This window comes from Mucilaginibacter sp. UYNi724 (assembly GCF_054057495.1).
Window position 1 is genome coordinate 61,150 of sequence record NZ_JBSRZI010000005.1, and the last position, 25,630, is coordinate 86,779.

General features: G+C 42.5%; 28 protein-coding genes. 8 read left to right on the forward strand and 20 right to left on the reverse strand.

Annotated elements, in window-relative coordinates; translation table 11 throughout:
* Positions 1-52: 52 nt before the first annotated feature.
* On the forward strand, positions 53-1,363 hold the full coding sequence (locus tag ACVW0P_RS09240) for an MvaI/BcnI family restriction endonuclease (RefSeq protein ID WP_457131823.1): 1,311 nt from the start codon (positions 53-55) through the stop codon (positions 1,361-1,363).
* Here ACVW0P_RS09240 and dcm read toward each other — a convergent pair.
* The 7 genes from dcm to ACVW0P_RS09275 form a co-directional block, all read right to left on the reverse strand.
* Positions 1,360-2,577: a DNA (cytosine-5-)-methyltransferase gene (gene dcm, locus ACVW0P_RS09245; protein ID WP_457131824.1), complete on the reverse strand. Its 1,218-nt coding sequence runs from the start codon at positions 2,575-2,577 to the stop codon at positions 1,360-1,362. The genes ACVW0P_RS09240 and dcm overlap by 4 nt on opposite strands.
* Complete coding sequence (locus ACVW0P_RS09250) at positions 2,577-2,810, reverse strand: helix-turn-helix domain-containing protein (protein ID WP_457131825.1); 234 nt, start codon at positions 2,808-2,810, stop codon at positions 2,577-2,579. Before ACVW0P_RS09250 ends, dcm begins: the two co-directional genes overlap by 1 nt.
* A gap of 56 nt (positions 2,811-2,866) precedes the next feature.
* Positions 2,867-3,286, reverse strand: a complete 420-nt coding sequence (locus ACVW0P_RS09255) for a very short patch repair endonuclease (protein ID WP_457131826.1) — start codon at positions 3,284-3,286, stop codon at positions 2,867-2,869.
* Positions 3,287-3,559: 273 nt separating this feature from the next.
* On the reverse strand, positions 3,560-3,925 hold the full coding sequence (locus tag ACVW0P_RS09260; protein ID WP_457131827.1) for a CoA-binding protein: 366 nt from the start codon (positions 3,923-3,925) through the stop codon (positions 3,560-3,562).
* Between the two features lie 75 nt (positions 3,926-4,000).
* Entirely contained in the window at positions 4,001-4,201 is a 201-nt protein-coding gene (locus tag ACVW0P_RS09265; RefSeq protein WP_457131828.1) for a hypothetical protein, read from the reverse strand.
* Positions 4,202-4,219: 18 nt separating this feature from the next.
* A complete protein-coding gene (locus tag ACVW0P_RS09270; protein WP_457131829.1) occupies positions 4,220-4,438 on the reverse strand; it encodes a zinc ribbon domain-containing protein YjdM in 219 nt (72 codons plus the stop codon).
* 81 nt (positions 4,439-4,519) lie between these two features.
* Positions 4,520-5,503: a pyruvate dehydrogenase complex E1 component subunit beta gene (locus tag ACVW0P_RS09275; protein ID WP_457131830.1), complete on the reverse strand. Its 984-nt coding sequence runs from the start codon at positions 5,501-5,503 to the stop codon at positions 4,520-4,522.
* A gap of 126 nt (positions 5,504-5,629) precedes the next feature.
* Here ACVW0P_RS09275 and ACVW0P_RS09280 point away from each other — a divergent pair, with 126 nt between their 5' ends.
* A complete protein-coding gene (locus tag ACVW0P_RS09280) occupies positions 5,630-7,528 on the forward strand; it encodes a DUF4153 domain-containing protein (RefSeq protein ID WP_457131831.1) in 1,899 nt (632 codons plus the stop codon).
* Here ACVW0P_RS09280 and ACVW0P_RS09285 read toward each other — a convergent pair.
* The 7 genes from ACVW0P_RS09285 to ACVW0P_RS09315 all read right to left on the reverse strand — a co-directional run bounded on the left by ACVW0P_RS09285 (position 7,515) and on the right by ACVW0P_RS09315 (position 12,992).
* On the reverse strand, positions 7,515-8,225 hold the full coding sequence (locus tag ACVW0P_RS09285; protein WP_457131832.1) for a peptidoglycan DD-metalloendopeptidase family protein: 711 nt from the start codon (positions 8,223-8,225) through the stop codon (positions 7,515-7,517). The genes ACVW0P_RS09280 and ACVW0P_RS09285 overlap by 14 nt on opposite strands.
* Before the next feature lie 6 nt (positions 8,226-8,231).
* Positions 8,232-8,612 carry a 30S ribosome-binding factor RbfA gene (rbfA, locus tag ACVW0P_RS09290; protein WP_457131833.1) on the reverse strand — a complete coding sequence of 127 codons (381 nt, stop codon included), beginning with the start codon at positions 8,610-8,612 and terminating at the stop codon, positions 8,232-8,234.
* 179 nt (positions 8,613-8,791) lie between these two features.
* Positions 8,792-10,018 (reverse strand): FtsX-like permease family protein, encoded by a 1,227-nt coding sequence (locus ACVW0P_RS09295; protein ID WP_354426719.1) that lies wholly within the window; start codon positions 10,016-10,018, stop codon positions 8,792-8,794.
* An 11-nt stretch (positions 10,019-10,029) separates the two neighbouring features.
* Positions 10,030-10,665, reverse strand: coding sequence for an MBL fold metallo-hydrolase (locus tag ACVW0P_RS09300; RefSeq protein ID WP_457131834.1), 636 nt, complete (start codon positions 10,663-10,665; stop codon positions 10,030-10,032).
* A 133-nt stretch (positions 10,666-10,798) separates the two neighbouring features.
* Complete coding sequence (gldD, locus tag ACVW0P_RS09305) at positions 10,799-11,377, reverse strand: gliding motility lipoprotein GldD (RefSeq protein WP_457131835.1); 579 nt, start codon at positions 11,375-11,377, stop codon at positions 10,799-10,801.
* On the reverse strand, positions 11,374-12,174 hold the full coding sequence (locus tag ACVW0P_RS09310) for a shikimate dehydrogenase family protein (RefSeq protein ID WP_457131836.1): 801 nt from the start codon (positions 12,172-12,174) through the stop codon (positions 11,374-11,376). The genes gldD and ACVW0P_RS09310 overlap by 4 nt, the downstream gene beginning before the upstream one ends.
* 170 nt (positions 12,175-12,344) lie before the next feature.
* The gene (locus ACVW0P_RS09315) at positions 12,345-12,992 is read right to left on the reverse strand and encodes a class I SAM-dependent methyltransferase (protein WP_354426715.1); all 648 of its coding nucleotides are present in this window, start codon (positions 12,990-12,992) and stop codon (positions 12,345-12,347) included.
* Positions 12,993-13,169: 177 nt separating this feature from the next.
* Between ACVW0P_RS09315 and ACVW0P_RS09320 the strand changes: the two genes are divergently transcribed.
* The 3 genes from ACVW0P_RS09320 to ACVW0P_RS09330 all read left to right on the forward strand — a co-directional run bounded on the left by ACVW0P_RS09320 (position 13,170) and on the right by ACVW0P_RS09330 (position 16,144).
* Positions 13,170-14,366 (forward strand): glycosyltransferase, encoded by a 1,197-nt coding sequence (locus ACVW0P_RS09320; protein ID WP_457131837.1) that lies wholly within the window; start codon positions 13,170-13,172, stop codon positions 14,364-14,366.
* 61 nt (positions 14,367-14,427) lie between these two features.
* Positions 14,428-15,651: a sensor histidine kinase gene (locus tag ACVW0P_RS09325; protein WP_354426713.1), complete on the forward strand. Its 1,224-nt coding sequence runs from the start codon at positions 14,428-14,430 to the stop codon at positions 15,649-15,651.
* Positions 15,629-16,144 carry a DinB family protein gene (locus ACVW0P_RS09330; protein ID WP_457131838.1) on the forward strand — a complete coding sequence of 172 codons (516 nt, stop codon included), beginning with the start codon at positions 15,629-15,631 and terminating at the stop codon, positions 16,142-16,144. Before ACVW0P_RS09325 ends, ACVW0P_RS09330 begins: the two co-directional genes overlap by 23 nt.
* Positions 16,145-16,189: 45 nt before the next feature.
* Here ACVW0P_RS09330 and ACVW0P_RS09335 read toward each other — a convergent pair whose 3' ends face one another.
* On the reverse strand, positions 16,190-16,882 hold the full coding sequence (locus ACVW0P_RS09335) for a hypothetical protein (RefSeq protein ID WP_457131839.1): 693 nt from the start codon (positions 16,880-16,882) through the stop codon (positions 16,190-16,192).
* Positions 16,883-16,982: 100 nt separating this feature from the next.
* Positions 16,983-17,333 carry a DUF6249 domain-containing protein gene (locus tag ACVW0P_RS09340; RefSeq protein WP_457131840.1) on the reverse strand — a complete coding sequence of 117 codons (351 nt, stop codon included), beginning with the start codon at positions 17,331-17,333 and terminating at the stop codon, positions 16,983-16,985.
* A gap of 338 nt (positions 17,334-17,671) precedes the next feature.
* On the opposite strand from ACVW0P_RS09340, the gene ACVW0P_RS09345 reads away from it, so the two are divergent.
* From ACVW0P_RS09345 to ACVW0P_RS09355, 3 genes are all read left to right on the forward strand, one after another.
* Positions 17,672-18,253: an RNA polymerase sigma factor gene (locus ACVW0P_RS09345; protein WP_457131841.1), complete on the forward strand. Its 582-nt coding sequence runs from the start codon at positions 17,672-17,674 to the stop codon at positions 18,251-18,253.
* Positions 18,250-18,753: a hypothetical protein gene (locus ACVW0P_RS09350; RefSeq protein WP_457131842.1), complete on the forward strand. Its 504-nt coding sequence runs from the start codon at positions 18,250-18,252 to the stop codon at positions 18,751-18,753. The genes ACVW0P_RS09345 and ACVW0P_RS09350 overlap by 4 nt, the downstream gene beginning before the upstream one ends.
* A gap of 327 nt (positions 18,754-19,080) precedes the next feature.
* Complete coding sequence (locus ACVW0P_RS09355; protein WP_354426708.1) at positions 19,081-19,935, forward strand: DUF2911 domain-containing protein; 855 nt, start codon at positions 19,081-19,083, stop codon at positions 19,933-19,935.
* 35 nt (positions 19,936-19,970) lie between these two features.
* Here the strand turns inward: ACVW0P_RS09355 and ACVW0P_RS09360 are convergent, their stop codons facing one another.
* From ACVW0P_RS09360 to ACVW0P_RS09375, 4 genes are all read right to left on the reverse strand, one after another.
* Entirely contained in the window at positions 19,971-20,912 is a 942-nt protein-coding gene (locus tag ACVW0P_RS09360) for a cation diffusion facilitator family transporter (protein WP_457131843.1), read from the reverse strand.
* A 52-nt stretch (positions 20,913-20,964) separates the two neighbouring features.
* Positions 20,965-22,662, reverse strand: coding sequence for a sodium:solute symporter (locus tag ACVW0P_RS09365; protein WP_457131844.1), 1,698 nt, complete (start codon positions 22,660-22,662; stop codon positions 20,965-20,967).
* A gap of 111 nt (positions 22,663-22,773) precedes the next feature.
* Positions 22,774-22,974, reverse strand: coding sequence for a hypothetical protein (locus ACVW0P_RS09370; protein ID WP_354426705.1), 201 nt, complete (start codon positions 22,972-22,974; stop codon positions 22,774-22,776).
* Between the two features lie 63 nt (positions 22,975-23,037).
* Complete coding sequence (locus ACVW0P_RS09375; RefSeq protein ID WP_457131845.1) at positions 23,038-25,554, reverse strand: PIG-L family deacetylase; 2,517 nt, start codon at positions 25,552-25,554, stop codon at positions 23,038-23,040.
* Positions 25,555-25,630: the final 76 nt, after the last annotated feature.

The window sequence follows — 25,630 nt, forward strand, 5'->3', positions numbered from 1 at the left end:
TAAAGATGTTTCAGTTTTTATGGCTATGTTTATTTTCAAATTTGGCGAATACATGAACTTAGAAAACTTGAAGAAAATCTTTATTGATCACGGTTGTGAAAAGATATATGTCAAAACGTTGGCGGCAAATGACCTTTCAAAAAGTCAAGTATATTTAAGTGGAAGTTATAATATTTTAAATATTTTTCCTCTGTCAGAAGTCACTGCAGATACTTCTGGAAGTTGGGAAAGTGAACGTTTTAAAGCCAATTTAAATTTTTCGTGGATAACTGATGGCGGTGATTTATGTCGTGCTCCAACCGCAAAATTCATCCTATATCCGGCTTATCCAGAAGTTCGATTTTCAGGATTTTTAAAGGGTTGCAAAGATGCGCCATCAAAAATAATGAATGATAAAATTGCCGGGCGTTTGCTTTTATTATCTGTAGATAACATCGGTCAAACATTGGGTTATGTAGTTTCTCCAGACAGTGAAATTGCTAAAGCTGTTAATTCAGAAAGCAATTTGACTGAATATGGGGTATTTAGAATACTGGAACTTAAAGCAAAGATAGATTCGCAGGAGCAATTGTTAAACGAACTAATGAGGATACATACTTTAGGTTGGATTGATTCAAAGCGTTTGCATAAATCGGGACAGATTTTACCATGTAATTCTTCGAATTGTGGAGGATATACATTAGAAGCAGAATTAGGTGTTTCCGCTAATGGGTATTCTGAACCTGATTATTTAGGTTATGAGATTAAACAATTCAAAGTAGCTAACTTCGACAAGTTAGCTAATGAGGTTATTACACTAATGACACCCGAGCCCACGGGAGGCATTTATACCCAGAAAGGTGTGGAGAGTTTTATTAGAACTTACGGTTATCCAGATAAAAAAGGGAAAGTCGATAGAATAAATTTTGGGGGTGTTCATCGGTGCGATGTAGATCAACCACTAACAGGTTTAACCATGAAACTAATTGGTTTTGATAAGGATACTTCAAAAATCAGAAATACTAGTGGTTCGATTGCCCTAATAGATAAACATGGGAATGAGGCCTCGAGTTGGAGTTTTACGTCTTTACTTAAACATTGGAACCGAAAACATAATCAAGCATGTTATGTGCCTTCGAAAACCACTAAAGAGCCTGTCCAGCAATATTTCTATGGAAACAAAATCATGTTAGGAACAGGTACTGATTTCCAATTGTTTTTAAAGCAAATGGCATTAGGGAATGTTTATTATGATCCAGGTATAAAAATGGAGAATGCGTCTAAAAAACCGGCAATCAAACGAAGAAGTCAGTTCAGAATTAAATCCGGCAGTTTAAACGCCCTTTATCACAAATCCGAAACGGTCAATCTGTTAGAGATTTAAGGTCTAAAAGTAGTTAAAACATGAGCTATTTCTTTCCCTACCGCTTGTATCAATGGAGTTACTACGGAATTCCCAAACTGTTTATAAGCTTGATTATCCGACACCGGTATTCTAAAACTTTTATCTCCTTTATTTACAGGATAACCTTGTAATGCGGCGCTTTCATCTGGTGTTAATCTCCTTGGGTTTTTGCCAACTTGTGGAATTAGTATTTCTGCGCCATCTTTGTAATAACGTGCACTCATTGTGCGGCTAATGCCATCTAAATTTACCATCCCAAATCCGAAGCCATTACCTTTTGCTTTATGCTTTTTGGCGTACTCCTGTAAATAATGCCATAAATTATCAGTAAGTGTGTATTTAGAATCTACATTGTCTTTCAAAATTGATTTTATAGGATGATTTGCTTCGGGCAGTTTAACTAAATCAAAATCAAAGCTCATATCTTCGCCGAAAACCTCTTTATCAAAGCCTACCATTATTGTCCTATCTCTATGTTGGGGGACGAAGTGCTTTCCATTTAAGACCCTATGATTAAATGAGTAACCTAAATCAAGTAAGGTTTGCTTAATCACCTTGAATGTATTTCCCTTGTCATGAGAAACAAGATTTTTTACATTCTCTAAAAAAAATACTTTTGGCCGATGCTTTTCAATTATTTCTGCCACATGGAAAAATAAATTGCCCTGTTTTTCATCTTCAAAACCATGTTTTCTGCCCAAACTGTTTTTCTTTGAAACGCCAGCTATAGAAAAGGGCTGACACGGGAAACCACCGCAAAGGATGTCAAATTTTTTTGGTATGAATGACTTAGTTTCTTCTTTGGTAATATCACCAAACGGTGTTTCGCCAAAATTTGCAAAATATGTTTTCTGGGCGAATTTGTCATATTCAGAGCTATAAACGCAAAGGCCACCTAAATTTTGTAAGGCAAGGCGAAAGCCACCTATCCCAGCGAACAGATCAATAAAAGTGAATTTTTCTTTTCCATCTTTTGGTCCGGGAAATGGAATATCAGTTACATCAAAGAGGCTTTTTTGTACAGCTTGATATAAAGTTTTTGGTTCTTTAAATTCATCCGGGGCATTTTCGATTATATCGTAAGCCCTTTCTTTATATACAGGGTTTTTTGTGACAACGTAGTGGGTAAGTACTGCTGAATCTAATTCATTAGGCAATAGCGGTGAATTAGCCTTTGAGGGTTTTAGCGCCATTAATTAACCCCTCCTTCGAAAACTTCGCTGTTAAAGAAATCCCTTACAGATGAATCAAGTGCACAAATTATTTTTTCAAGATTGATCACGGAGACGTTACGTTTTCCGTTTTCAACTTCGTTAACATAGGTCTTATCTATCTCAGCTTTAAAGGCTAAAGCTTCTTGGGTGAGTTTTAAATTTGTTCGGTATTCCTTTATACGCAGACCGATTTTCTTACGAATATCCATCATGCAAGCTATCTCCAATTCGACTATAAGTCAATCGGATATAAGTGAACTTTGAAGAATTATTGAGGGTCGAAGACGCTTAATAACTTTGAAAACGTGGCATCAATTGTGATCTTTTTCAATTCACATTCCCACAAGTTAATTATCCTCCACCCGGCGGCATTTAAGGCTTTCTCTGCTTTGGTATCATTTGCAGCGTTACCCTGGATTTTGTTTAGCCACCATTCCGTACGGGTCTTGGGAACCACATAATATTTACAACCCTCATGCCCGTGCCAAAAACATCCGTGAATAAAAATTACCGTTTTGTATTTAGGCAATACTATATCTGGTTTGCCTGGCATGTTTTTTACATGGAGGCGGTAGCGGAAGCCGTTTTTATGAAGAAATTTACGTACCAGTAATTCGGGCTTGGTGTCCTTGCTTTTAATGCGGGACATGTTGTAGCTGCGCGTTTCTTTACTGTGTACATCGGCCATGTTAATTCAACCTAAAATGACGCTTATTTGTTTAGAAATGCCCAATTTTCTCCCCCTGTCCCACGGTGTCCCACTCTGTACCGTTTTTTCACAAATTGGGCAGGGCTTCAGAAAGCAATAACTGCTTAGTATATAATAACTTACCATTTAAATTATCAAGAGAAACTTCACAAAAAAGCGAAAAACATAAAACTGCAACTAATTGTAATACAAGGTGTTCCGCTATTTGTCTCATTATATAAATATAAAAGTGGGACAGTAACCAATTCTCCCCTAATACTGGCCTATAGATAGCAGCACCAATGTGCAGGCGTAATCTGTTGCTATGCCGTTTTCGTGGGCAAGGCGGCGTAGGTCGCCGTTTTCGGTGCCGGGGTTAAATATGATGCGTTTGGGGTGGGTGTTGATGATATAGTCGTACAGGGGCGGTTGGTTTTGCGGGCCAATGTACAGGGTTATGGTGTCTATATCGGTGTGGATGGTTTCGGGCTTTTCGATGGGTACGCCGGCAACCTCGCCGGTTTTAATGCCCACGTTTACGATGCTGTGCCCTTTGTCAATTAAACGGTTGGCCGCAAGGTAAGCGTATCGGCTTGTGTCGGGCGTGGCGCCCAGTATCAGTGTTTTTTTATCGGCCATGTAAGTATAACGTGCGGGGCGGTTGTTTAGTTTGCAGTTGTTGGCCGGCAGTTTGCACGTTTACAATCGGGTGATCTATGCCTTTTCGCGCCGCCTCGTTTTAACGAGTACTAACACAACGCCGGCACCTATAAGCGCTATCCCCGCCGAAGCCAATACAATGCGCCAGGTTTGGTGGCTCTCTATTCCTTTTATCAACCCGATAACACCCTGGGTTAGCAGCACTATAAAGATAAACAGCGAGGGCAGCAGTTTTTGGCGCGTTGTTTTTTCCATAACTAAAGTTAAAGGAAATTATCTTTTCTTCAAAAATTCGGTTTTCAGTACGATGCTCATGCCGTCAATTTTGCAATCCACCTCGCCGTCATCATCCGTAAGTCGGATTTTTTTTACCAGCGTGCCTTGTTTAAGGGTAACGCCACCGCCTTTTACCTTCAGGCTTTTGATGAGGGTAACGCTGTCGCCATCGTTAAGGGTATTGCCGTTGCTGTCTTTTACATTAGATTCTGCCATCGGGCAAAGCTAAAGATAAGGTTTAACAAAAAAGCCTTCCCAACATAGTCGGGAAGGCTTTCAAATATATAGTCGTTACAATTATTTGGTAACGTACATTACTTCTTTTACTGCTTTAACCACGCGGTCGGGGTTTGGCAGGTATTCCTGGATCAGGGTTGGTGCGTACGGCAATGGTACGTCGCCACCGGTGATGCGTAATACAGGTGCATCAAGATAATCAAAAGCGTCTTTTTGTACTTTGAAGGCGATCTCAGTAGCGATTGATCCTAAAGGCCAGCTTTCTTCAACAATTACTAAACGGTTCGTTTTTTTAACTGAAGCAATAACGGTATCGTAATCAATAGGGCGCACAGTACGTAGGTCGATAACCTCTGCATGGATGCCTTCTTTTTCAAGTTCGGCAGCGGCAGCGTTAACCACTTTCATTATTTTACCAAAACCAACTAAGGTAACATCGGTACCTTGTTTGGTTACATTTGCTTTACCTATTTCAATGTAGTAAGTTTCTTCGGGCACTTCACCTTTATCACCGTACATCAACTCAGATTCCATAAAGATAACCGGATCCGGATCGATAATGGCAGATTTTAAAAGGCCTTTTGCATCGTAAGGGTTTGATGGTACAACCACTTTTAAGCCGGGGCAGTTTGCGTACCAGTTCTCGAAACACTGGCTGTGCTGAGAGCTTAGCATCCCTGCGTTACCTGTTGGCCCGCGGAATACAATTGGCACAGAGAACTGGCCACCACTCATCGACATGATCTTGGCAGCGCCGTTGATGATCTGATCGATAGCTACCAACGAGAAGTTGAACGTCATAAACTCGATAATGGGTTTTAAACCATTCATGGCCGAACCTATACCGATACCCGCGAAACCCAATTCAGAGATAGGCGTATCTATAACACGTTTAGCACTGAACTCGTCAAGCATACCCTGGCTTACTTTGTAGGCACCGTTATAATCGGCAACTTCTTCACCCATTAGGTACACATTCTCATCCTTGCGCATTTCTTCCTGCATGGCTTCTCTTAGCGCTTCCCTGAATTGTATTTCTCTCATTATGTTGTTAAAATGAAGTTTTTTACGACCGCAAATATAATCACTAATGTGTAAAATGCAATTGGGTAAAGGCACTATAAGTTTTTATGTATTATTTGTTACATTCGGCTAAACAAACCTAAGCTCATGAAATTCCCTTCATTAAAAAATCTTGCCCAAAGCGCGTTGGTAACTATCAAGCGCTTCCCGTTTGAGGTGTTGTTTGCATTAGCGGGTACGGTTGCGGCTAATGTATTTGTGCAGAATAGGTTTACAAATGATGGAGGCCTTTATTGGAGAATTATCATGTCTGCCAACTTGGGCCTTTTATTAGCCTTTTCAGCAACTTTGTTTACAGAGAGCAAAAGCATTATCCCTGCCTTAAAAACAATTTTCAAGGTTGCCGCCTGTTTATTGGGAATAGGAACTTTTCTAATTATAAATCCTCAAAAAGAGCCGCTTGATTACATAAGGTTTTTTGTACTGAGCATCTGTTTCCATTTGCTTGTTTCTTTTGCTGCATTCACGTCAAAGGGGAAAATACAAGGCTTTTGGCAATTTAACAAGTCGCTTTTTTTACGTTTTTTAACATCGATTTTGTATAGCGGCGTGTTGTTTTTAGGTTTAATTGTAGCCTTACAGGCAATTAGGTTTTTATTCGGATTATCACTCGGTAGCAATACAAATCTTATCCTTTTTATTTGGATAGCAGGAATTTTTAATACCCTGTTTTTTTTAGCCGGAGTTCCTGCAAGCATCAATGCCCTTAACGAAGATTTTTCTTACCCTAAAGGACTAAAGGTATTTACGCAGTATGTACTTATACCTTTATCTACAGTATATGTTTTAATACTATTAGCCTATGAAGTTAAAATTTTAATAGAATGGAACCTGCCAAAAGGCACGGTATCAAATTTGATTATGGGGTATTCTGTATTTGGGATATTATCGATTTTGCTTGTGTATCCAATTCGCGAGGAGTCAGAAAATAAATGGATAAAAACTTATACCAAAAGCTTTTATTTTTTGCTTATTCCACTATTAATACTGCTTTTTCTGGCAGTGAGTAGACGAGTGCTTCCTTACGGCATCACTATTCCAAGATATTATCTGGTAACCCTGGGGTTTTGGTTATTATTTACAACCGGTTATTTTTTGCTATCGAAAAAGCAAAATATTAAAGTGATTCCTATATCACTTTGTATTGTGGCATTTTTATCTATTTACGGCCCTTTCAATGCGTTTAAAATTTCAAACTATTCGCAAATGCAGGTACTAAAAAAAATATTTAAGAAGTATAATGCAGTGAAAGATGGATACCTGATCCCTATACATAACGCTTCTTTAACATCTAATGATGGCAATAAGGCTGTTGAGCAGTTAAACTACCTTGTAAGCTCTCAGGGGTTGGAAGCAGTTCAGGCTTATATTAAAAAAGATCTGGCTCATATAACCGATTCATTAAACGGTTTAAGAGATAGTTCAGACAGAAAGGCTCCGATAGCCAGATACGAATTAAGTGCAAAAAAAGTAAGGTGGGTAAAGAACTATCTGGGTTTAAGCAAGTACACTGGCCTTTATTGGGATGGCTCAGAAATAGGGAAAGAAGATAACGACTTGCCTAAGAATTTCCACGTTAGCGTTGACCATAAATATGTTACAAGTGTTACCGGGTTTGACTATTCTATGGAGTTAAAGGATGTTTATAGCGATGTGTTTACCGATACCATCGGCAACTTGAAAATAAAGCAAGACGTAACAAATAAAAACATTTGGGTGCTAACTGTAAATGATAAAAAAGTATTGTTTAACCTCCCGGAACTACTAAATAGTGCGATTAAAGCAAGCGGCCAAAAAGGAGAAAAAGTAGAGGATCAAAGTTTAACAAATTACTTATTAACGGAAGACCAGTTAACGTTTAATAAAGAAATACCCGGATATCTGATAGCCTTAAAGATCAACAATATCGAATACAATTATTATAAGACTGAAGGCTACTCAATATCCGGCGGACTTTCCGCAAGCTTCCTTATTAAAAAGAAGTAAAAGGTAGACCTGAAAATGCCAGTATCAGTTCCGGGTCCGGGATATTGTGCAGATATTCCGCTTTTCGCGAGTACTGTCCAACCCCTGGATAGTCGCCTTTTGCGTCGCCAATATCCAGCATTAGTTGAAAATGAAGGTGTGGCGGCCAGTTGCCGTTTTCTGTAGCATTGCCAAAGGTAGCTATCTGTTGGTTTATGCGGATGGCTTGCCCAACTTGCAACCCCATCAAACTCGCGCGACTCAAATGCCCGTATAAACTATACATTGTTAACCCGTCCAGGTCATGTTGCAGAATGATGGTAGGCCCGTAATCGCCAAAGTTATCATTGTCAGCAAAGCTATGTACCGTTCCCGCCAATTGTGAGTAAACAAGTGTACCGGCATCGCCCCAAATGTCTATACCCAGGTGCAGGCGGCGTGGCTCGTCGGCAGTGTCAAAATGGGCGCTGCGTGAATAGATGGTGCGGTGTTCCATATAACCGCCAATGCCGTAGCGGCAGTTGTTATCGTTTAGCTTTTTGGTTACCCATTGGGTAAAGGCCTTGGTATCGGTAACTAACTCTGGCGTAAGTTCGGCGTTGGCGGCGGTAAGGTCCAGTTGGTAAAGGCAGTCGCTTTTAACATCAAAGTCCACCACTTTGCCAATGGCACCGGGGTGGACTTTAATATAAGCTGCTAATTGTTCGGTAGCAAGCATCAAGGGTTATTTTTCTTCTTCCGTATCGGGTTGGCGTGGCTCGTGGCTTATCTTGTCGAAGATCTTTTCCATGCGTTCAACATACTCGCTGGTGTCATCCACAAAAAACTCCAGTTGTGGTATCACCCTCACCTGGTCCTTAATACGGGCGCCAAGCTTGTAGCGGATCTCCGACGCGTGCATCTTGATGGTTTGCAGGGCGGTTTGGTTATCGGTATTGTTAAAAAAGCTTAGAAAGACGCGGGCGATGGCCAAATCAGGCGTAACCCTCACCTTGGTAATGGTAACCAATGTATGCGGTAGGTAGTTCATGCCCTCGCGTTGAAATATCGCGGCCAGGTCTTCCTGAATTACCCCGGCAAATTTTTGCTGACGTTTAGATTCCATAGTGTTTAATAAACGCCGCTTGGGCGATTGAGTTTGAATTATTATTTGGCGAAGGTAATGGTTAAAGCTAATGAATTGAAAATGCTTCTACAAAATTGTGTTGGTAAAAAAGCCCTTTCACCAAGTTGATAGTTTGATTCTTAACCCCCTCTCCAAAGGAGAGGGCCGGGGAGAGGCATTTACAAATCCGCTTTTATCTCATCCAACCTTTTTACACTCAGGCTCGAGCTGATGCCCGATGCTATAACTGCAATCACCGTAACGGTTAAAAACACCAGGCCTATATCACTTAATTTAAAGGCAACGGGGTAGGCGTCTAATACAGACAAGGCCGACCCCATCTTTATCAAACCGAATTGCTTTTGGATCAAACAAATGATCAGCCCTAAAGCCAGGCCTGCAATACAGCCGATAAACGAGATCATCATCCCTTCAAAAAAGAATATGCGTTGTATTAGGCCTTTGTTTGCGCCAAGGCTGGTTAATATGGCAATATCTTTCCGCTTGTCTATCACCAGCATGGTAAGCGAGCCAATAATGTTAAATATGGCAATGATGAGCACAAACGTCAGGATCATAAATATAGACCAGCGCTCGTAATTGATAGTTTTATAAAGTTCGGTGTTTTGTTCCTTGCGGTTGCGTACAGTAAAGCTTTTGCCTATGCGGTCTTCAATGGCTTCCTGCACCTCGTCCAGGTCGGTGTCTTTTTTATAATTAAGTTCGAGTGATGATACCTGGTTGGGTTGATCGAGCAGTTCGCGGGTAAATTCTATCGGGGTGATGATAAGGTCGTCAAAATCCTGCTGGATGCCAAACACTCCCGATGGCTGTATGGAACGGAAAACAAAATCGTTCATCGGGTCGGTAGAGCTGCCCGCATTCCGCCTTGGCGAAAAGATCTGCAAAGCGACAAACTGGTTCTTTAAACTTACCCCCAGGCTACCTTGCACCGTAGAGCCAATAACCGCATAGTTCTCGCCTTTATCTTTTAACGTGAACGAACCAAATTGAATGGTGCTATCCAGCATCCGCCCCTTTAAAAAATCATCGCTTACACCCTTTACGGTAGCAATAAACGACCTGCCCGAGTAGCGGATCAACGCCTTTTCCTGTAGTACCTGGGTGTAAGATACTGCACGCGTATCTTTACCCAACGCATTAAAATAAGGAGTGTTAGGATCGAAGGTTTTGCCCATACGTGGCTCTATCTTCAATTCGGGGGTAAAGTTGCTATATAGTGACAGAATGACACTCTCTAAGCCGTTAAATACCGAAAGGATAATGATAAGCGCCGCGCTGCCCACCAATACACCAAGTATAGATATGCCCGATATGATGTTTATGGCGTGTGTCTGTTTTTTTGAGAACAGGTACCTTTTGGCTATGTAAATGGAGGTGTTCAAATGCTGCTATATTACAAATATGGGTTGGTTTGTTTTTCGTACCCGATGGTAGTTTCGGGGCCGTGGCCCGGGTAAACTGTACAATCATCGGGCAGGGCAAAAAGTTTTTCTTCGATACTTTTTACAAGGGTGCTTAAATCTCCACCCGGCAAGTCGGTACGGCCAATGCTGTTCCTGAACAGTACGTCGCCGCCTATCAGGATGTTGGCCGCTTTATCATAAAAGCACAAATGCGCCGGCGAATGGCCGGGTGCAAATACCAGCTCCAGTTCGGTATTGCCAAATTTAACGGTGCCTGTTTCAGGCAAAAATGTATCCGGCAGCGGCGATGGGTCATACCTGAAACCCATTGATGGCGCATAAGCCAAAACCGCGGCCAGCAATTCAGATTCGCCCTTGTGGAACTGTGGTTTTAACCCGTATTGTTCAAACACAAATTTGTTGCCCAACACATGGTCTATATGGCAATGGGTATTCAGCAATAAAACAGGCTTTAAATTATTATCGGCAATGAAACTCACCACCGTGTTTTGCTCGGCAGCGGTGTCCATACCCGGGTCTATTATTGCGCATTCGCCGGTCTCGTCAAATAAAATATAGGTATTTTCCTGGTAAGGATTATTTACAAAGGATTGAACGGTAGCCATAGGGCAAAAGTAGCTATTAAAGGTGAAAGGTAACTTCGAATTAAATAATATCAAATAACGAATTTATAATAACGAAGTGAAAAGCCTTACTTCATCATTCGGCGTTGGGCATTCGATGTTTGATGTTTTGATTTCAATCCTTCCACTTAAACGTTTTGATCATCACGTCTACATCTTTTTTAATAAAATTAAGAACAGGTTGGATGGAATCGAGGCGGGGCTCGGAGTTGAAGTAGAGGGCGCCGCGCAGGTAATGTTTGGTACTGTCCGTTAGGTAAAACTGTGCCGACGACGCCGCGTTGCCATCAATGGTGTAATAAATGCCGTAAACTTTCCGGTCCGGATAGGCAATAACGCCCTCATCTATGGACGTTGCTTTTACACTGTGCTTAAAACTGAGCTTGTGGGCATCTTCTATCAATTGGTTAAATTCTTTTTTAGAAGTAATGGGCTGGTAGCTTAAATGCAGCGTGGCATTAAATTGCGGGAACTGGATATTTTGCCAGCAAGGTTTGGCATCCCTTGATCTGTCCTGTTCTACCTTGCTATATTTTGGATAATCGAAAGTAAACGGGCAGCCTTCGGTGTATGACTGGTACTCTTTTGCGGGGTAAATAATGCGGTAATACCCCCGCGGCTTTGGCGAGTAATCTGTATTGCCGCCACAGGCAGCGAAAAGCAATACGATTATTATCAGCGCAAAATATCTCACGGGTGTTTTTGTTTTGAGTTCCAGATCTCCCAGGCCTTTTCGGCCTGCAATACTAACATTTCATATCCGTTTTTTATAGCTGCGCCCTGCTCCGCACCTTTTTTCAGGAAAAGCGTTGCTTCCGGGTTGTATATCAGGTCAAACAGCAGGTGGTTTTCCGTTACACCCTCATAGGGTATTGGTGGGCATTCATCCACGTTAGGGTGTGTGCCAACCGGGGTGGTGTTAATAATGAGTCTATGATCGGCAATGTCTTTTACAGTAAGGTCGCTAAACAAGATATTGCCTTCAGCGGGTTTGCGGGTAACACATTTGTAGGGGATCTCTTTATTGGTCAGCACGCATTTAACAGCTCTTGCCGCGCCGCCATCGCCTAAAATTAAAGCGGTTTCGTGTTTATCTGTCAACAATGGGCTCAACGACATGTCAAACCCATAAATATCGGTATTGTACCCCTCCAACCTAAAATCGTGGCCTTTTACGCCTACCTCGCCCGAAAACGCTGCTTCCAGCGGGCTTTCGGATGTAATGCGGATGCAGTTGACAGCGCCGGCGCCTTTGGCATCGTGCTCAATCCAATCCAGGTATTGTAAAACATTTACTTTGTGGGGGATGGTTACGTTAAGGCCGCATAGGTTGGGGTTGTTGTGCAGTAATTTGGGCAGGTCGGCAATGTTCTCTAAAGAAAAAAGTTCGTAGGTGCAATCCCCGATATTTTCTGTTGCAAATTTCTCGGTAAAGTATTTTTTAGAGAACGAGTGCGTTAGCGGGAACCCGATGAGGCCATAATGTTTCATTGCCGGCAGTTTTATAAAATGTAATATTAGCAACAATAAGGCAACAATTATAGTTTTTTCTGTTTTACACCGATGCTTTTATAAGTGCTTCGTACGGGCCGATTCTTATTTCAATAAATAAAAAATCCTCATGAAATATTATGCGGGTTAAATATTTAGGGGCGGTTGCCTTATTTAATACATTCAAATTTAACGACCAGTTCCCACCGTTTCGGGTTTTCTACGAGTTTAAACATCTGGTCGGCCGAGTCATTTAATTCGCACCTGCGGATGTTGGTAAAACCGGCGTCGCGCAGTTCTTTTTCTGTAGATTCCCAGTCCCATAGCCAAAGGTGCTCCAGGTAGCCAAACAGGTGTTTGGTAACGGCTTTAAAGCTGCGTGGCCTTACCTCAACGCCCATCATCATCCGTTTTATGAGGGTAATAGAAGCTTCGGGGTCGTGCTTTACGTCTTTATCGGTAACATAGTCACGTACCAGGGTTTCCAGGTCGGGCATAATAATGCGGAAGATACCGCCCGGTTTAAGCATTTTATAGGTATTGCGCAAAGCGGTCCTGAAATGCTCAAGCGACATATGCTCTAACACGTGCGAACAGTAAACGCCATCTGCAGTGCCATCTTTTATCCCGGGTAAGCCTTTGGTGATATCGCCGTATTGCACATTTTTATCAAAAACCTGCCCAAGGCTTTTCTTTAACAAGAAACCTACAACCGGTGTATTCTGGATAACAAGAGTTGGTGATACATCGAAATTTTTCCACTCTGCAGGGGCAGTTTGTCCGCAACCGTAATGCACATATAGTTTATTTTCAGACATAATTTATACGGGATTTCTAATAAAAAAAAGCGAATGTTTATCGTTTTAAAGGTAAACGTTTTACAGGAATTACAAAGGTGCCAAAAACGCATAAGTTAGAACAAATAGCTCTTTTTAACGTACAACCGTTTAATAGCAACGCGTTTTATTATTAGTTTAGCAATAAATACATCAACCATGTTAAGTAACCGTAATATATTGTGCATTAGCGGTACCGAGTGGAACGGCAATTATATTAAAGCGGTGGTTGAATTAATGAAGGTTTTATCTACCCAAAACCGCGTCCTTTTTGTGGAGAATGCCTACACCTTTAAAGATGCCCTTGCCGGGGTAAGCGACAAGGATAAAATAGATTTTAAAAAAGTATTTGGCCTTAAAGTCCGCATCCGCACCGTTAAAACAGATAACGGTGGTATGGTATATATTCTGTTCCCACCGTTGGTTTTCCCGGTTAATTTTTTAGCTGAGGGCATGCTATTTAACAACCTGCTTAAATTTAACGCGTGGCTGTTGCGCCGTGTAGTAAAAAAGGCACTCAAAAAGCTGAATATGCAGCAGGAACTGATCAACTTCACCTCTTTTAACCCGGGCATGGGGCTGATGACCGGCCGCACCTTTGGCGAAAAAACACTGATATACCACTGTTACGACGAAATAAAAGGCGCGCCTTATTGGCTTGCCCGCCACGGTTTGCGGTTAGAAGAAGGTTTTTTAAAAATGGTTGATGCTACTATTGTAACCTCACAAGGGTTGTACGATAGCAAGAAAGGCCTCACCAAACAGTGTTTTATTGTAAAGAATGCCGTAAAGGTAGATCTGTTTAAAAAAGGCTTTAACAATTCGCCAAGCCCGGGAAAAAAAGTGGTTGGCTATATAGGTACCGTTGATGACCGCAGCGATTATGATTTGCTGCATCACCTGTTCACCAGTATGCCCGATGCGGAGTTTGTATTTGTAGGCCGCATACTTAGCGAACGTGGCTTAGCCATCCTCCAAAAATACCCCAACGTTAAGATTGAGGGCCCAAAAATGCCGGAGCAATTGCCTGCATACCTGCAAAGTTTTTCGGTAGGTATAATACCTTTTGTGAAGGATGATTTTACCAAGGGGATCTATCCTATGAAGATAAACGAATACCTGGCTGCCGGCCTGCCCGTAGTAAGCACCGCATTTGGTGATATTACCGATTTTGAAAGCCTCATCAAAATAACAGATGATAAAGAAACGTTCCTGCAATATGTGTTATCTGAAATTGCAGATGACACGCCTGAGAAACGCATGGCCCGTTTAAAAACTGCCGAAAACAATACCTGGGATAAACGCGCCGAAGAACTATCTATCGTGATTGAGCAGGTAGAGGCCGGGTTAAATTAACATCCACCCCAAAGCCCAATTCATCAAACGGAAAAAAATCCCGTTATTTGAGCATCCATTTATGAACCCGTACCAACAGAAACGCCGCTGGAAATATTTTTTGCTTGCCTTTGCCGTGGTTATTGCCAGTGGGTCGGTTTTTTACACCAGTTACCTGGTGCGCAATATTGCCCGTTCAGAGCGTACCCGTGCACAGGTTTGGGCGCTCAGCATGAAACAAATTGGCAATACTTACGATAACGACTTCTTATCGTATGTGCTATCGGTGCGGGATAGCCTGGTGGTGCCCGCCCTTGTTACGGATGCTAAAGGCGATTTTTTATTTACCCGCGGGCTTGATGCAACCAAAACTTTCCTTGGTTATGATAAAGAAGAGTTAAAGCAACGCAAACTAAGCTACGACCCACAATATTTCAAAGATGAGCTTGCTTACATGAAAAAGCAGCATGCACCAATTAAGCTTACCACTGTTTTAAACGAAACCTGGCTGGTTTATTATAAAGATTCGCCACTGCTTACGCAGCTTAAGATGTTCCCTTATATCCAGTTGTCGGTTATTGCAATCTTTTTACTGGTTGCTTACACGGCGTTTAGCTCGTCGAGGAAATCGGAGCAGAACCAGGTTTGGGTTGGTTTGGCAAAAGAAACAGCCCATCAGTTAGGTACGCCTATATCATCGCTAATGGCATGGATAGAACTTATAAAAGATAAGTTTAATGCCGAAGACGACCCTTTAATGGCCGAAATGGAGAATGATGTAAAGCGGTTGGAAATAGTTGCCGACCGATTCTCTAAAATAGGGTCGACCCCTAAACTGGAAGAGCATGCCGTTTACGAAGTGGTGAAAGACTTTGTAGATTATTTTAAGGTAAGGGTAAGCAATAAAATTAGTTTTGAACTTACGGGTAACCGCCGCCTGCACGCCGGCCTTAACGTACCTTTGTTTGACTGGGTATTAGAGAACCTGCTAAAAAACGCAGTAAATGCCATTGCCGAAAGCGGCAGTATAAAGGTGCAGATAACGGGCAGCAAGCAAAAGAATTTGATATACATCGATGTTACCGATACGGGTAAAGGCATCCCGCGGTCTAAATTTGATACCGTTTTCCAGCCAGGGTACACCACCCGTAAGCGTGGTTGGGGATTGGGCTTATCGTTAACTAAGCGGATGATACAAAACTACCACAACGGCCAGATCTTTGTAAAAGATAGCGAGGTAGGTAAGGGCACAACCTTTAGGATAGTATTAAAAACAATAAGATATGATAAGCAAGCCAAGATCTGACGAGTACGCGCCATATGCAGCCGGTTATGTAAATAAAGTGCCCGATGGTGCTGATGTTTTGCAGGTGTTGGCAGATAACCAAACAGCAACCTACAACCTGTTCCACAGCATGACAGACGAGCAGGCCATGCATGCCTACGCCGAAGGTAAGTGGACGCTGAAAGAAGTGCTTGGGCACATGATAGATACCGAGCGGGTATTCTCTTTCCGGGCGTTCGTGTTCTCTCGCGAGGATATCTCCCTGCCGGGCTTCGACCAGGAAACATATGTATTTAGCACCGATTTTAACAGCCGCACCATTCAAAGCCTTGCCGACGAATTTAAGGCCGTGAGAGCAGCTACCTTGTTTTTATTTAGATCATTTAGCGGGGAGCAATTGCATCGCAGCGGTGTTGCCAGTGGGGCACTGGTTAAAGTAGGAGCATTGGTTTACATTACCGCCGGGCACGAAATTTATCACCTGGATATTATAAAGGAAAGATACCTGAAATAAAAAAGGGGCATTAATAAGGCCCCTTTTTTATGATATAATGTGTTATTAATTATCCCAACGGTTACGTTTTGTAGCATCAAACTCGGGTGTAGTGCCGGTTATATTCGCATAAACGGTAAATTCTGAAGCAACGGGCTGGTTTTTATACATGCTCGGTATCCAGTCAATCGCAAATTTGTCTCTTGCTACTATTAGTTTTTGTTTTGGTGTTTTTTTACCATTTACAAGGTACGATACAGTGTAGGTAACTTTACCATCAGTAGCAACAAGCGCCGTAATCTCGGCATTATCGCCTTTATCGGGGTCATTTATTGCAGTGATGCTGTTAGCTACAGTTTGCAGATAATAATCCATAGAGCATATTGGCAATGGTGCACTTGCCTGGTTTTTTACGGCGTCATCATCGCTCAATACTTTAACGCTAACATTATTAAGCTCGTTTTGATCTATAAAAGCAACCTTTTTTTGATCATAGTTATAACGCATGGCTAATTTAAAATCTTTATTAAAAAAATTCCAGTTGCCGGCTCGCTCATCATTTTTATAATTACCCTGCGCCCATAGCGTTTCATTGGTAGGGTTTTGTACAGCAAAGATACCATCCTTGGCACGCGTCTCTTTATTTACGCTATAAACAGCTTCTGCTACATTATTAATTTTTACTTTTTTCTCTACGGTTTGTGCACCGGCCGATAACCCTGAGGCTATCAGTATGGTAAGTAATAGGTTCTTTTTCATGGTGTTGGGTTAATTACTATAAAGATAGTTATGTTTTAGCTATTAATACAAATAAAAAAGAGGGGCCATTTGGCCCCTCTTTTAAAAGATGTTATGCTTATTAGTCAACCATCTTATCAAGCACTTCTTTTTTCTCGATGCGGTATGATAGTACCAGGCCAATGCCGCCAAACATGGCTATCAATGCAAAGTAAATGGCTTCGTTCTCACGATCTGTTTGTGCAAAAACGGTGCGGTCGAGCACATAAGCCAGGAATAAGCCTAAACCTGCACCTATTAATAACAGGCCCCAGGTAAGGTTTTGATAAGGTGCCGGTTTGGGTTTGTAGTTGCGTGGGTCCATACCGCGTTCTATCATCGCCATGCGTTCGCGGTTCCTGATGTAAAAAATCCCAAAAACGAGCGAGAAAAACCCTAAAAAGCAAATTGCTACTAATACGCTATCTTCCATGATATTTAATTTTAATAAGTTAATTTTTTGTTTGTTGTTGCACCATTGCGGTGTATTTGTAAGCTATGACCACACTTTTTTTAAGGAGGTTACACATAGGAAGAAAAATATTTCGGGTTTTGGATGTTCGATTTTAGATTTGTTTATCCCCACATATTAGCGCTATACTATAGGCAAGGTATCGGAATTTTGAAGTCAATTTTACTAAACATAAATCCGAAATCAAATCCGTATCCCTAAATCAGTGTATATTTATATAAATCCGAAATCGATCATCCGAAATCGTAAATCAAACTGTAACCTGTTCCCCTCACTTGTAGTCAGAGTGTTTGTATAATATGCAAAGCAAGCTTACCGATATAGAGCTGATAGAACAAACCCTTGGGGGCAACCAGGCGGCCTATGCCGACCTGGTAAAGCGCCACCAGCGGTTTGTATTTACTTTAGCGCTACGTTTTGCAAAAGGCAGGGAAGATGCCGAGGAGATAGCGCAGGATTGTTTTATAAAGGCCTACCGATCGCTCAGCTCTTTTCAGCAGCAATCAAAATTTAGCACATGGTTGTACAGTATTGTTTACACCACCGCCATGACTTTTTTGCGGAAGAAGAGATTGGATACCGATTCAATTGATGCAGACGAAAGTTATATACAGATAGAAAGCAAACCGAGTGGTTATGACGAGTATAACGTTGAGAATAAATCGCGGTCGTACTATTTAAACCAGGCTATTGAACAGCTTTTGCCCGATGATGCTACTATAATTACCCTGTTTTATAAAGGTGAGCAATCCTTGGAAGAAATTGCGCGGGCAATGGGGATAGAGGCCAACACGGTTAAGGTAAAACTATTTAGGGCGCGCCAGCGTTTGAAAGATAAGCTGGAGCGTAATTTAAAACACGAAGTTAACGAACTGATATGAACAGTATAGAAGAAAAGCTTTGGGACTACATTGATGGGACACTGCCTGCAGCTGAGCAGCAAGCCATTGCCCTGCTTATTGAGCAAGAAGAAGTTTACCGTAATAAGTACAATGAGTTGTTACAGCTAAACAGTGAGTTTAAAGCGATGGAACTTGAGGAGCCATCAATGGCGTTCACCTACAATGTGATGGAAACTATCCGGGCAGAAAATGCCATGAAACCGCTTAAAGCCACCATAAACAAACGTATTATAACAAGCATAGCAGCATTTTTTATATTTACTATTACCGCCATGTTAGTGTACGTGCTAAGTACCGTAAACTGGTCAACCGGCGGTAGCGAATTTAAAATACCCGTGGAGCTCAACTTAAAAGCGGTGCACTTATCAAACTTCTTTAGCGGCCCGGTTGTAAAAGGATTTTTGTTTTTTGATGTGGTAATGGGATTGTTCCTTTTAGATCATTATCTGCGCCGCAAAACTGTGGCAAAAGGGCAATAATTGTCAGGCCTTGTATATAAAACTACTGACATTAGTTACGTCTACTAAATTAACAGGATATTAAATTAATGTAAAAAAGCGGTCTATTGCGTTATAACGACACATTTAAGATAAGTTCAAACTTTTCATGAAGTTTGGTATAGTATTTGTATTAACCCCTGCATACCGGCAATCTTGCCGGTTAATTGTGATAAGGTTTAGGTTGAAAGTCTCCCGACGCAAGGTTGGGAGGCTTTTATTTTTTTATGGGCACCCGTTCAATTTCGCATTAAACCTTTTCACTAAAAATTCATCTTACAATTGCTACCTTAGTGGTAAATTATGCCAATGAAAAAAACGTTAATATACTTATTTACCATGCTAATGGCGTGCGTAACTTTAAATACTTACGCGCAGCAGGAGCCACGTATCCCCGAGGCAAGTTCTACACAAACCATAATACAAGACTTTGGACTTGGTAAAATAACCATTACCTACTCGCGCCCAAACGTTAAGGGGCGCAAGATCTTCGGTGGCATAAACCCATACGGGCAGGTTTGGCGCACAGGTGCTAACTGGGCCACAACCATCACCTTTAGCGAAAACGTTTTGGTAGAAGGTAATAAAGTCCCTGCCGGTACCTATTCCTTATTTAGTATCCCCGAAAAAAATAGCTGGACCATTATCCTCAATAAAACTGTAAAGCAATGGGGCGCTTACACTTACAAGCAGGATGCCGACCTGGTGCGCTTTACTGTAAAACCAATTGATGTTAAGGAGAAACGCGAAAGCTTTACAATGGCGTTTGCTAACTCTACCACCAAAACATCCGATCTTTATATTATTTGGGACCATACCGCGGTGCCTATCCACATGCAAACAGATGATGATGCGCAGATAACCGCTAACATTGATAAGCTGATGCAGGGGGATATAAAAAAGCGCCCATATTTTAACGCTATCCAATACTACTACGAAAACGATAAGGACCTTAAAAAAGCCATGCAATGGGCATTAGAAGCCGAAAAGCTGGAGCCAAAGGCACCATGGTTCAAACTTTGGAAGGCACGTGTACAGTTAAAAATGGGCAACAAAACTGCTGCCATTGCAACTGCGCAGGAAGGCATAAAATTGGCTAAAGAAAGCAACGATGAAGAGTACGTTCGCCTTAACGAAGCGGTAGTATCACAAGCAAAAGACTAATTAAACCCCGATATATGGAAGCCTTAAACGAAAGTTTAAGGCTTTTTTGTTTCAAATAAACTGCTGGGGATGCGCGTATAGGTTTGCGGCTGCACAAAAACAAGTTTTATTAACGGAAACGCGGTTTTAATTGCCAGGCGTACCCGTTCGATAGATGCCGTGATATCTTCGGTATCGATATCCGGATTAAATTCCACGATTAGCAGGAGTACCACGTCATCCGGCGCCTGGTAGGTAGATAGCACGTTTATTACTTTAATAACCGATTCATCCTTTTCGGCAAGCACCCTTATTTTGTGCTGGGTGTTACGGGCTATGCCTTCGCCCATAAGCAGGCTGCGGCTTTCGCGGGCCAAAATGGCCGATACAAATACCAGCAGCAAACCTACCAATACCGACGCGATGCCATCCATATATGGCATGTTGTAGTTGTGGCCTATTAGCATAAAAACAAAAACGATGGCCAGACCTAATACAGCGGCCCCATCCTCAAACAACACTAAAAAGCTCGAGGGATCTTTACTCCTTACAATGGCCGACCACCAGCTTTGCCCGTTACGTACTTTGTTAAATTCTTTTATAGCGATAACCAGCGATACGCCTTCAAATACAAACGATGATGCCAGTACAATGTAGTTCCAGAACGGGTCGCCCAGTTCTTCAGGTTTAACGATGTGATTAATGCCCTGGTAAATGGAGATGCCCCCGCCAAGCCCGAATATCAATATAGATACGATGAACGACCAAAAATAAAGCTCGCGCCCGTAACCAAAAGGGTGACTAACATCAGGCGCTTTGTGGCTGCGTTTAAGGCCGTACAAAAGCAGCACCTGGTTCACGGTATCAACCATGGAGTGGATCCCCTCGGATATCATGGAGGAGCTGTTGGTGAAACCACCCGCAATAAATTTAGTTACAGCAATTAACAGGTTGGCAGCAAGCGCGCTGTAAATAGATGCATTGTTTGTAGCTTTCATACTTGTATACTACTAATGCCAAAAAGCCGGATGTGTTTTGTTTGATATGTTTTTATTGAGCGGTAGCCGGTTTCGTGGTTATCAGCTTGTTTAAAATGGCAGCTATGATGATTACCCCAATACAGCCAATAGCGTTTAGCCATAGATAGGCAACCGTTTCGTAATAACCCATAACGCAAATGATTATCTCGGTTATTACAGCCGCGATAAACACCGGCGTGCCCCTGATGCTTTTAAGATAAAATGCAACGATGAACACCCCAAGGATGGTTCCGTAGATATAGGATCCCAACTGGTTTACGGCCTCTAACAGGTTGCCAATTTTGCCGGCGTATAAAGCCATGCCAATGCAAACCAGGCCCCAAAATACAGTTGCAAGGCGGGATGCGGTAACATAGCTTTGTTCGCTTCCATTAGGTTTTAAGATACGTTTATAGATATCTACAACCGATGTGCAAGCCAGGGCATTCAATCCGCTTGCGGTAGAGCCCATTGATGCCAGGAAGATAATAGCAATAAGTAAGCCTATCAATCCCTTTGGGAGATATTGCGTAACAAAGGTTAGAAATACGTAATTGGTATCGTTAACGGCCTCGTTCCCACTACTTTTTTTGATGATGTTGATAGCGCTTTTGCGGATGGTATCTGCCTGTGTTTCGGCAAGTTTTAATTCGGCTTTTGTTGAGGCAATTTGCCCGGCATCTTTACTGTCGAATGCTTTTACAAGGGCTTCGGTCTTTTCTTTTTTGTTGGCGAACGCGCCTTCATATTGCTTTTCCAGGTCATTAAACTGCGTGGCATATGTGCTTTTCTTTACCTGTTCTACCTCGTAATTATTAAAGAAGACGGGCGGGCGGTTAAACTGGTAAAAGCTAAAAACCAGCACGCCTATCAGCAGTATCAAAAACTGCATCGGGATCTTGATCAACCCGTTCATGATGAGCCCAAGCCTGCTTTGCCCTACCGAGCTGCCGGTTAAGTATCGCCCAACCTGGCTTTGGTCTGTACCGAAATACGAGAGCTGTAAAAAGAAACCACCGATGATCCCGCTCCAGATATTATACCGGTTATTAGCGTCAAATTTCCAGTCGATAACGTTCATGCGGCCCATGTTGCCGGCCAGTTTAATAGCCTTGCCAAAACCTACATTTTGCGGTAACAGCAACACCACAAAAACACCTGCCAAAAACATCCCCGTAAAAATAATGCTCATTTGCAGCAATTGGGTGTAAGATACCGCCTTTGCCCCGCCGTAAACGGTATAAAAAAGCACCAATCCCCCTATAAAAAGCGTTGTGTAAGTAGTGTTGATATGCAAAATGCCCGACAGGATAATGGCCGGGGCATAAATGGTTATGGCAGTAGAAAGCCCACGCTGAATTAGGAATAGGATAGAGGTAAGCGCGCGGGTCTTTAAATCAAACCGTTGCTCTAAAAACTCGTAAGCGGTATAAACCTTCAGCTTATGAAATATCGGCACAAAGGTGATACACAGCACGATCATAGCCAACGGCAAACCGAAGTAGAACTGTACAAAGCGCATCCCATCGCTGTAGGCTTGGCCAGGGGCGGATAAGAAAGTGATAGCGCTGGCCTGTGTAGCCATAACCGAGAGCCCAACGTGGTACCAGGGCAGCGAGCGGTTGCCCAGGTATTGGTCTATATTTTTACTGGTGCCGCTTTTCCATACACCATAAATAACAATGGCGAGCAGCGTTGTGCCCAGTACTATCCAATCGGTTAAGCTCATTCAAAAGATTTAGTGATGAGCCAAAATACCAGGATCAAAAAAACCAGCCATACGATAACAATACCGTAAAACTGGTTCCAGTTTTTTATAAAAGAAGGGAGGTCGGTATTCTCAGACCTTTTCACGGCCTTTCACCAGGAATTTTAAGAAGATAGCCGCGGTTAACAAACCGAAAACACCACCTACAGGGATCCAGATAAAGCCTCTTTCTACAATTGCACCAACAAACATACCGGTTAATAAAGCAACCAGGTAAAATACGTAATCGTAGTTTTTTTCTTCGTGGTGATGTGGGTGTTGATGATGTGACATAGTATTATATTAAAATATGATGCTGCAAATTTATATTATTAAAGTATTGATGCCTAATTCAAATTACTGATTTTTTGGCTTGCTCAATAAATTAATAAACAGGCGGTATGCGCCCGGCACGCCGGCAGGTAATTCCCTAAAGAATGCAAGCGATGTGTAAACAAAACGGCCTTTTCCTAAATTTGTTACAATAAGCGAACCTTTATTAGGCGCCATGCCGGTATCATTCATTTGTAGTGGAGTACTGTACCGGCTATCAATATTATCTGCAAAGTATAAGCCGCGTTCCTGGATCCAGTCGCTGAAATCGGCATTGGTTATTTTGTTAGGGTAATTTAGTACCGGGCTTGTTGGCTCAGCAAAAGTTACTTTGGCATCTTCTTCGGTTACGCGCTGGTTAACTACTGTGAACGGGTACGGGCCGATATTGCGGGTAACCAAACCATTGTTGTTATTGTATTGTACAACCAGGTTACCGCCGTTTTTAACGTATTCCATCAGCTTAGGCTGCTCGTAGGTAAGGCGCTCGTTTACATTGTAGGCGCGCACCCCGGTTACAATGGCGTCGTAAACAGATAGATCGCTGTTGAGGATCTCGCTTTCGGTAAGTTGGTGTACGTCGTAACCCACCTCGCGCAGCGATTCGGGGATCAAATCTCCTGCACCGGCAATGTAGCCTATTTTTTTGCCTGCGGTTTTCAGGTCGATGTTTACCAGTTTAGCTTGCGCCGGCGGGAAGATAGTGATGGCCGGCACGTGGTTGTACCTGATATCCAATAAGCCCAGTGAAAATACTTTGCCGTTGACGGTCACGTCAGCTTGTAAAATAGCTGTGGTAGTTTTGCTGTCCGTAGGTGATACGGTAAAAGCTACCGTCCATTCATCGCCTTTGTTTTTGCCTGTAAAATCAATTTTCTGCGGGCTGATCTTCCACCCCGCAACAGGCTTAAGGGTGATGCTGCCGCTGGCATTGGTAAAGCTTTTTAATTTTACCTGGATAGTTTGCGGCTGCGTATTATTAAAGGCGTAAACCTTTTCGGCAATATTGGCGGTAACAGGTGGGGTGATTTCTAAAGGTTGATAGATTTCGCCACGGGCAGGGTCAACGTATTTATATATCAGTTTACGGTAGTAATTAATAGTCTTTCCGGCAATATTAAAATCAACTCTCACTATTTGCGCGTCCGGGTTTTCCGGGTTGCCAACTTTTAGGTCATCGTTTATTGTATAGCTGCCAATACCATGAGGCGATTCCAGCCAGTAAGGTTGGGTAAGTTTATTAGCTGCAAATTTTTGTGACAGCGTTTTAAGTTGGTTCTTTTTAAACACGCTATCCGCATAGGTGATAAATGTATCCGCTATGGTGATGCCAAAAAGTTTTACAAGTACATCGCTGCTGTTAATCCCTTGCAATTGAATTTTCATGGTATCGCCTACAGCATAGGCGGGTTCTGTCGTGTACGCCTCAAACCATAATCCGGCGCAGGCGGCAATGATATCTTTTAACTCTTTTGTTTTTTGTTTGTGCCAATAGTCGTAGGCGGTGTTGGCGCCTTCGGTTAACCTAACGGTTTGGAACGCTTTATTGGTGGCTACGGTTTGGTCAACATCGCCAAGTAAAGCCACTAAGGCCGGCACGGATGCCTGCGGCGCATCGCTGTTAAATGTTTTGGTGATGGCGGCAATTTTCTGAGCTATCGGCGTACCGAATGGTGTGCGGGTCCAGGTGGCATCCACGCCATCCAGCAGGTCGGTTTTTGGGGCATCGCCAAGGATGGTTTTGAAATATTCAAAGGCATCGCCGCGTTGCTTAGCCGAGCCAAAGCCCTGCGTTTTGTGGTTGCTGCGGCTTTCGGCAGCTATTTCGCCGTAGCTTTTACCTAATGTCGGGTTGTATCCACCAACGTTTATTTTAAACTGATCCGGCGAGGTTGTGTTAACTGAGCCAAAGCTAAAGGTGTTCCATAACAGGCGTTTTGCCTGCCATACGGTTGTATATTTTAGTTGTTCGGGGTAACGTTTTGGGTCGGCAGCCGCGCTAAATGCTTCCTGTGCTAATATGGCCGATGCGGTGTGGTTACCGTGGCCGCCCTCGCCGGTTGTAGGGAAACGGCAGATCATCACATCAGGCCTAAAATTACGGATCACCCAAACCATATCGCCCAGCACTTTATCCTTGTCCCAAAATTTAAGGGTTTCTTCGGGGTTTTTAGAAAAACCGAAATCATTAGCGCGACTAAAAAACTGTTCCGCGCCATCCATGCGGCGGGCAGCTAAAAGTTCCTGCGTGCGGATCAAGCCTAAAAGTTCGCCCTGCTCGGTGCCTATCAGGTTTTGCCCGCCATCGCCACGGGTTAATGATAAATATCCCGTACGGTAATGTTTTTCCTGCGCCAGGTAACCTAATAAGCGTGTGTTCTCGTCATCGGGGTGGGCGGCTATATATAGTACGCTGCCCAACACATTCAGTTTTTTTAAATTTTGCTGGATAGTACCAATGTCTGATGGTGGTGCGGTTTGTGAAAATACCTTAGCGTAAATTAAAAACAAGACAAGGGTTACAGGCAGGATGCGCTTCATGACGACAAATATATCTGAAAGAAGGCTTTACGCAATAATGGGTATGATAATTATACCGTCATAATTACATCTCCCG

Coding starts and splice junctions, on each gene's coding strand:
- ACVW0P_RS09240 (WP_457131823.1), top strand. CDS start 53: ATGAACTTAGAAAACTTGAAGAAAATCTTTATTGATCACGGTTGTGAA.
- dcm (WP_457131824.1), bottom strand. CDS start 2,577: ATGGCGCTAAAACCCTCAAAGGCTAATTCACCGCTATTGCCTAATGAA.
- ACVW0P_RS09250 (WP_457131825.1), bottom strand. CDS start 2,810: ATGATGGATATTCGTAAGAAAATCGGTCTGCGTATAAAGGAATACCGA.
- ACVW0P_RS09255 (WP_457131826.1), bottom strand. CDS start 3,286: ATGGCCGATGTACACAGTAAAGAAACGCGCAGCTACAACATGTCCCGC.
- ACVW0P_RS09260 (WP_457131827.1), bottom strand. CDS start 3,925: ATGGCCGATAAAAAAACACTGATACTGGGCGCCACGCCCGACACAAGC.
- ACVW0P_RS09265 (WP_457131828.1), bottom strand. CDS start 4,201: ATGGAAAAAACAACGCGCCAAAAACTGCTGCCCTCGCTGTTTATCTTT.
- ACVW0P_RS09270 (WP_457131829.1), bottom strand. CDS start 4,438: ATGGCAGAATCTAATGTAAAAGACAGCAACGGCAATACCCTTAACGAT.
- ACVW0P_RS09275 (WP_457131830.1), bottom strand. CDS start 5,503: ATGAGAGAAATACAATTCAGGGAAGCGCTAAGAGAAGCCATGCAGGAA.
- ACVW0P_RS09280 (WP_457131831.1), top strand. CDS start 5,630: ATGAAATTCCCTTCATTAAAAAATCTTGCCCAAAGCGCGTTGGTAACT.
- ACVW0P_RS09285 (WP_457131832.1), bottom strand. CDS start 8,225: ATGCTTGCTACCGAACAATTAGCAGCTTATATTAAAGTCCACCCCGGT.
- rbfA (WP_457131833.1), bottom strand. CDS start 8,612: ATGGAATCTAAACGTCAGCAAAAATTTGCCGGGGTAATTCAGGAAGAC.
- ACVW0P_RS09300 (WP_457131834.1), bottom strand. CDS start 10,665: ATGGCTACCGTTCAATCCTTTGTAAATAATCCTTACCAGGAAAATACC.
- ACVW0P_RS09310 (WP_457131836.1), bottom strand. CDS start 12,174: ATGAAACATTATGGCCTCATCGGGTTCCCGCTAACGCACTCGTTCTCT.
- ACVW0P_RS09315 (WP_354426715.1), bottom strand. CDS start 12,992: ATGTCTGAAAATAAACTATATGTGCATTACGGTTGCGGACAAACTGCC.
- ACVW0P_RS09320 (WP_457131837.1), top strand. CDS start 13,170: ATGTTAAGTAACCGTAATATATTGTGCATTAGCGGTACCGAGTGGAAC.
- ACVW0P_RS09325 (WP_354426713.1), top strand. CDS start 14,428: ATGAACCCGTACCAACAGAAACGCCGCTGGAAATATTTTTTGCTTGCC.
- ACVW0P_RS09330 (WP_457131838.1), top strand. CDS start 15,629: ATGATAAGCAAGCCAAGATCTGACGAGTACGCGCCATATGCAGCCGGT.
- ACVW0P_RS09335 (WP_457131839.1), bottom strand. CDS start 16,882: ATGAAAAAGAACCTATTACTTACCATACTGATAGCCTCAGGGTTATCG.
- ACVW0P_RS09340 (WP_457131840.1), bottom strand. CDS start 17,333: ATGGAAGATAGCGTATTAGTAGCAATTTGCTTTTTAGGGTTTTTCTCG.
- ACVW0P_RS09345 (WP_457131841.1), top strand. CDS start 17,672: ATGCAAAGCAAGCTTACCGATATAGAGCTGATAGAACAAACCCTTGGG.
- ACVW0P_RS09350 (WP_457131842.1), top strand. CDS start 18,250: ATGAACAGTATAGAAGAAAAGCTTTGGGACTACATTGATGGGACACTG.
- ACVW0P_RS09355 (WP_354426708.1), top strand. CDS start 19,081: ATGAAAAAAACGTTAATATACTTATTTACCATGCTAATGGCGTGCGTA.
- ACVW0P_RS09360 (WP_457131843.1), bottom strand. CDS start 20,912: ATGAAAGCTACAAACAATGCATCTATTTACAGCGCGCTTGCTGCCAAC.
- ACVW0P_RS09365 (WP_457131844.1), bottom strand. CDS start 22,662: ATGAGCTTAACCGATTGGATAGTACTGGGCACAACGCTGCTCGCCATT.
- ACVW0P_RS09370 (WP_354426705.1), bottom strand. CDS start 22,974: ATGTCACATCATCAACACCCACATCACCACGAAGAAAAAAACTACGAT.
- ACVW0P_RS09375 (WP_457131845.1), bottom strand. CDS start 25,554: ATGAAGCGCATCCTGCCTGTAACCCTTGTCTTGTTTTTAATTTACGCT.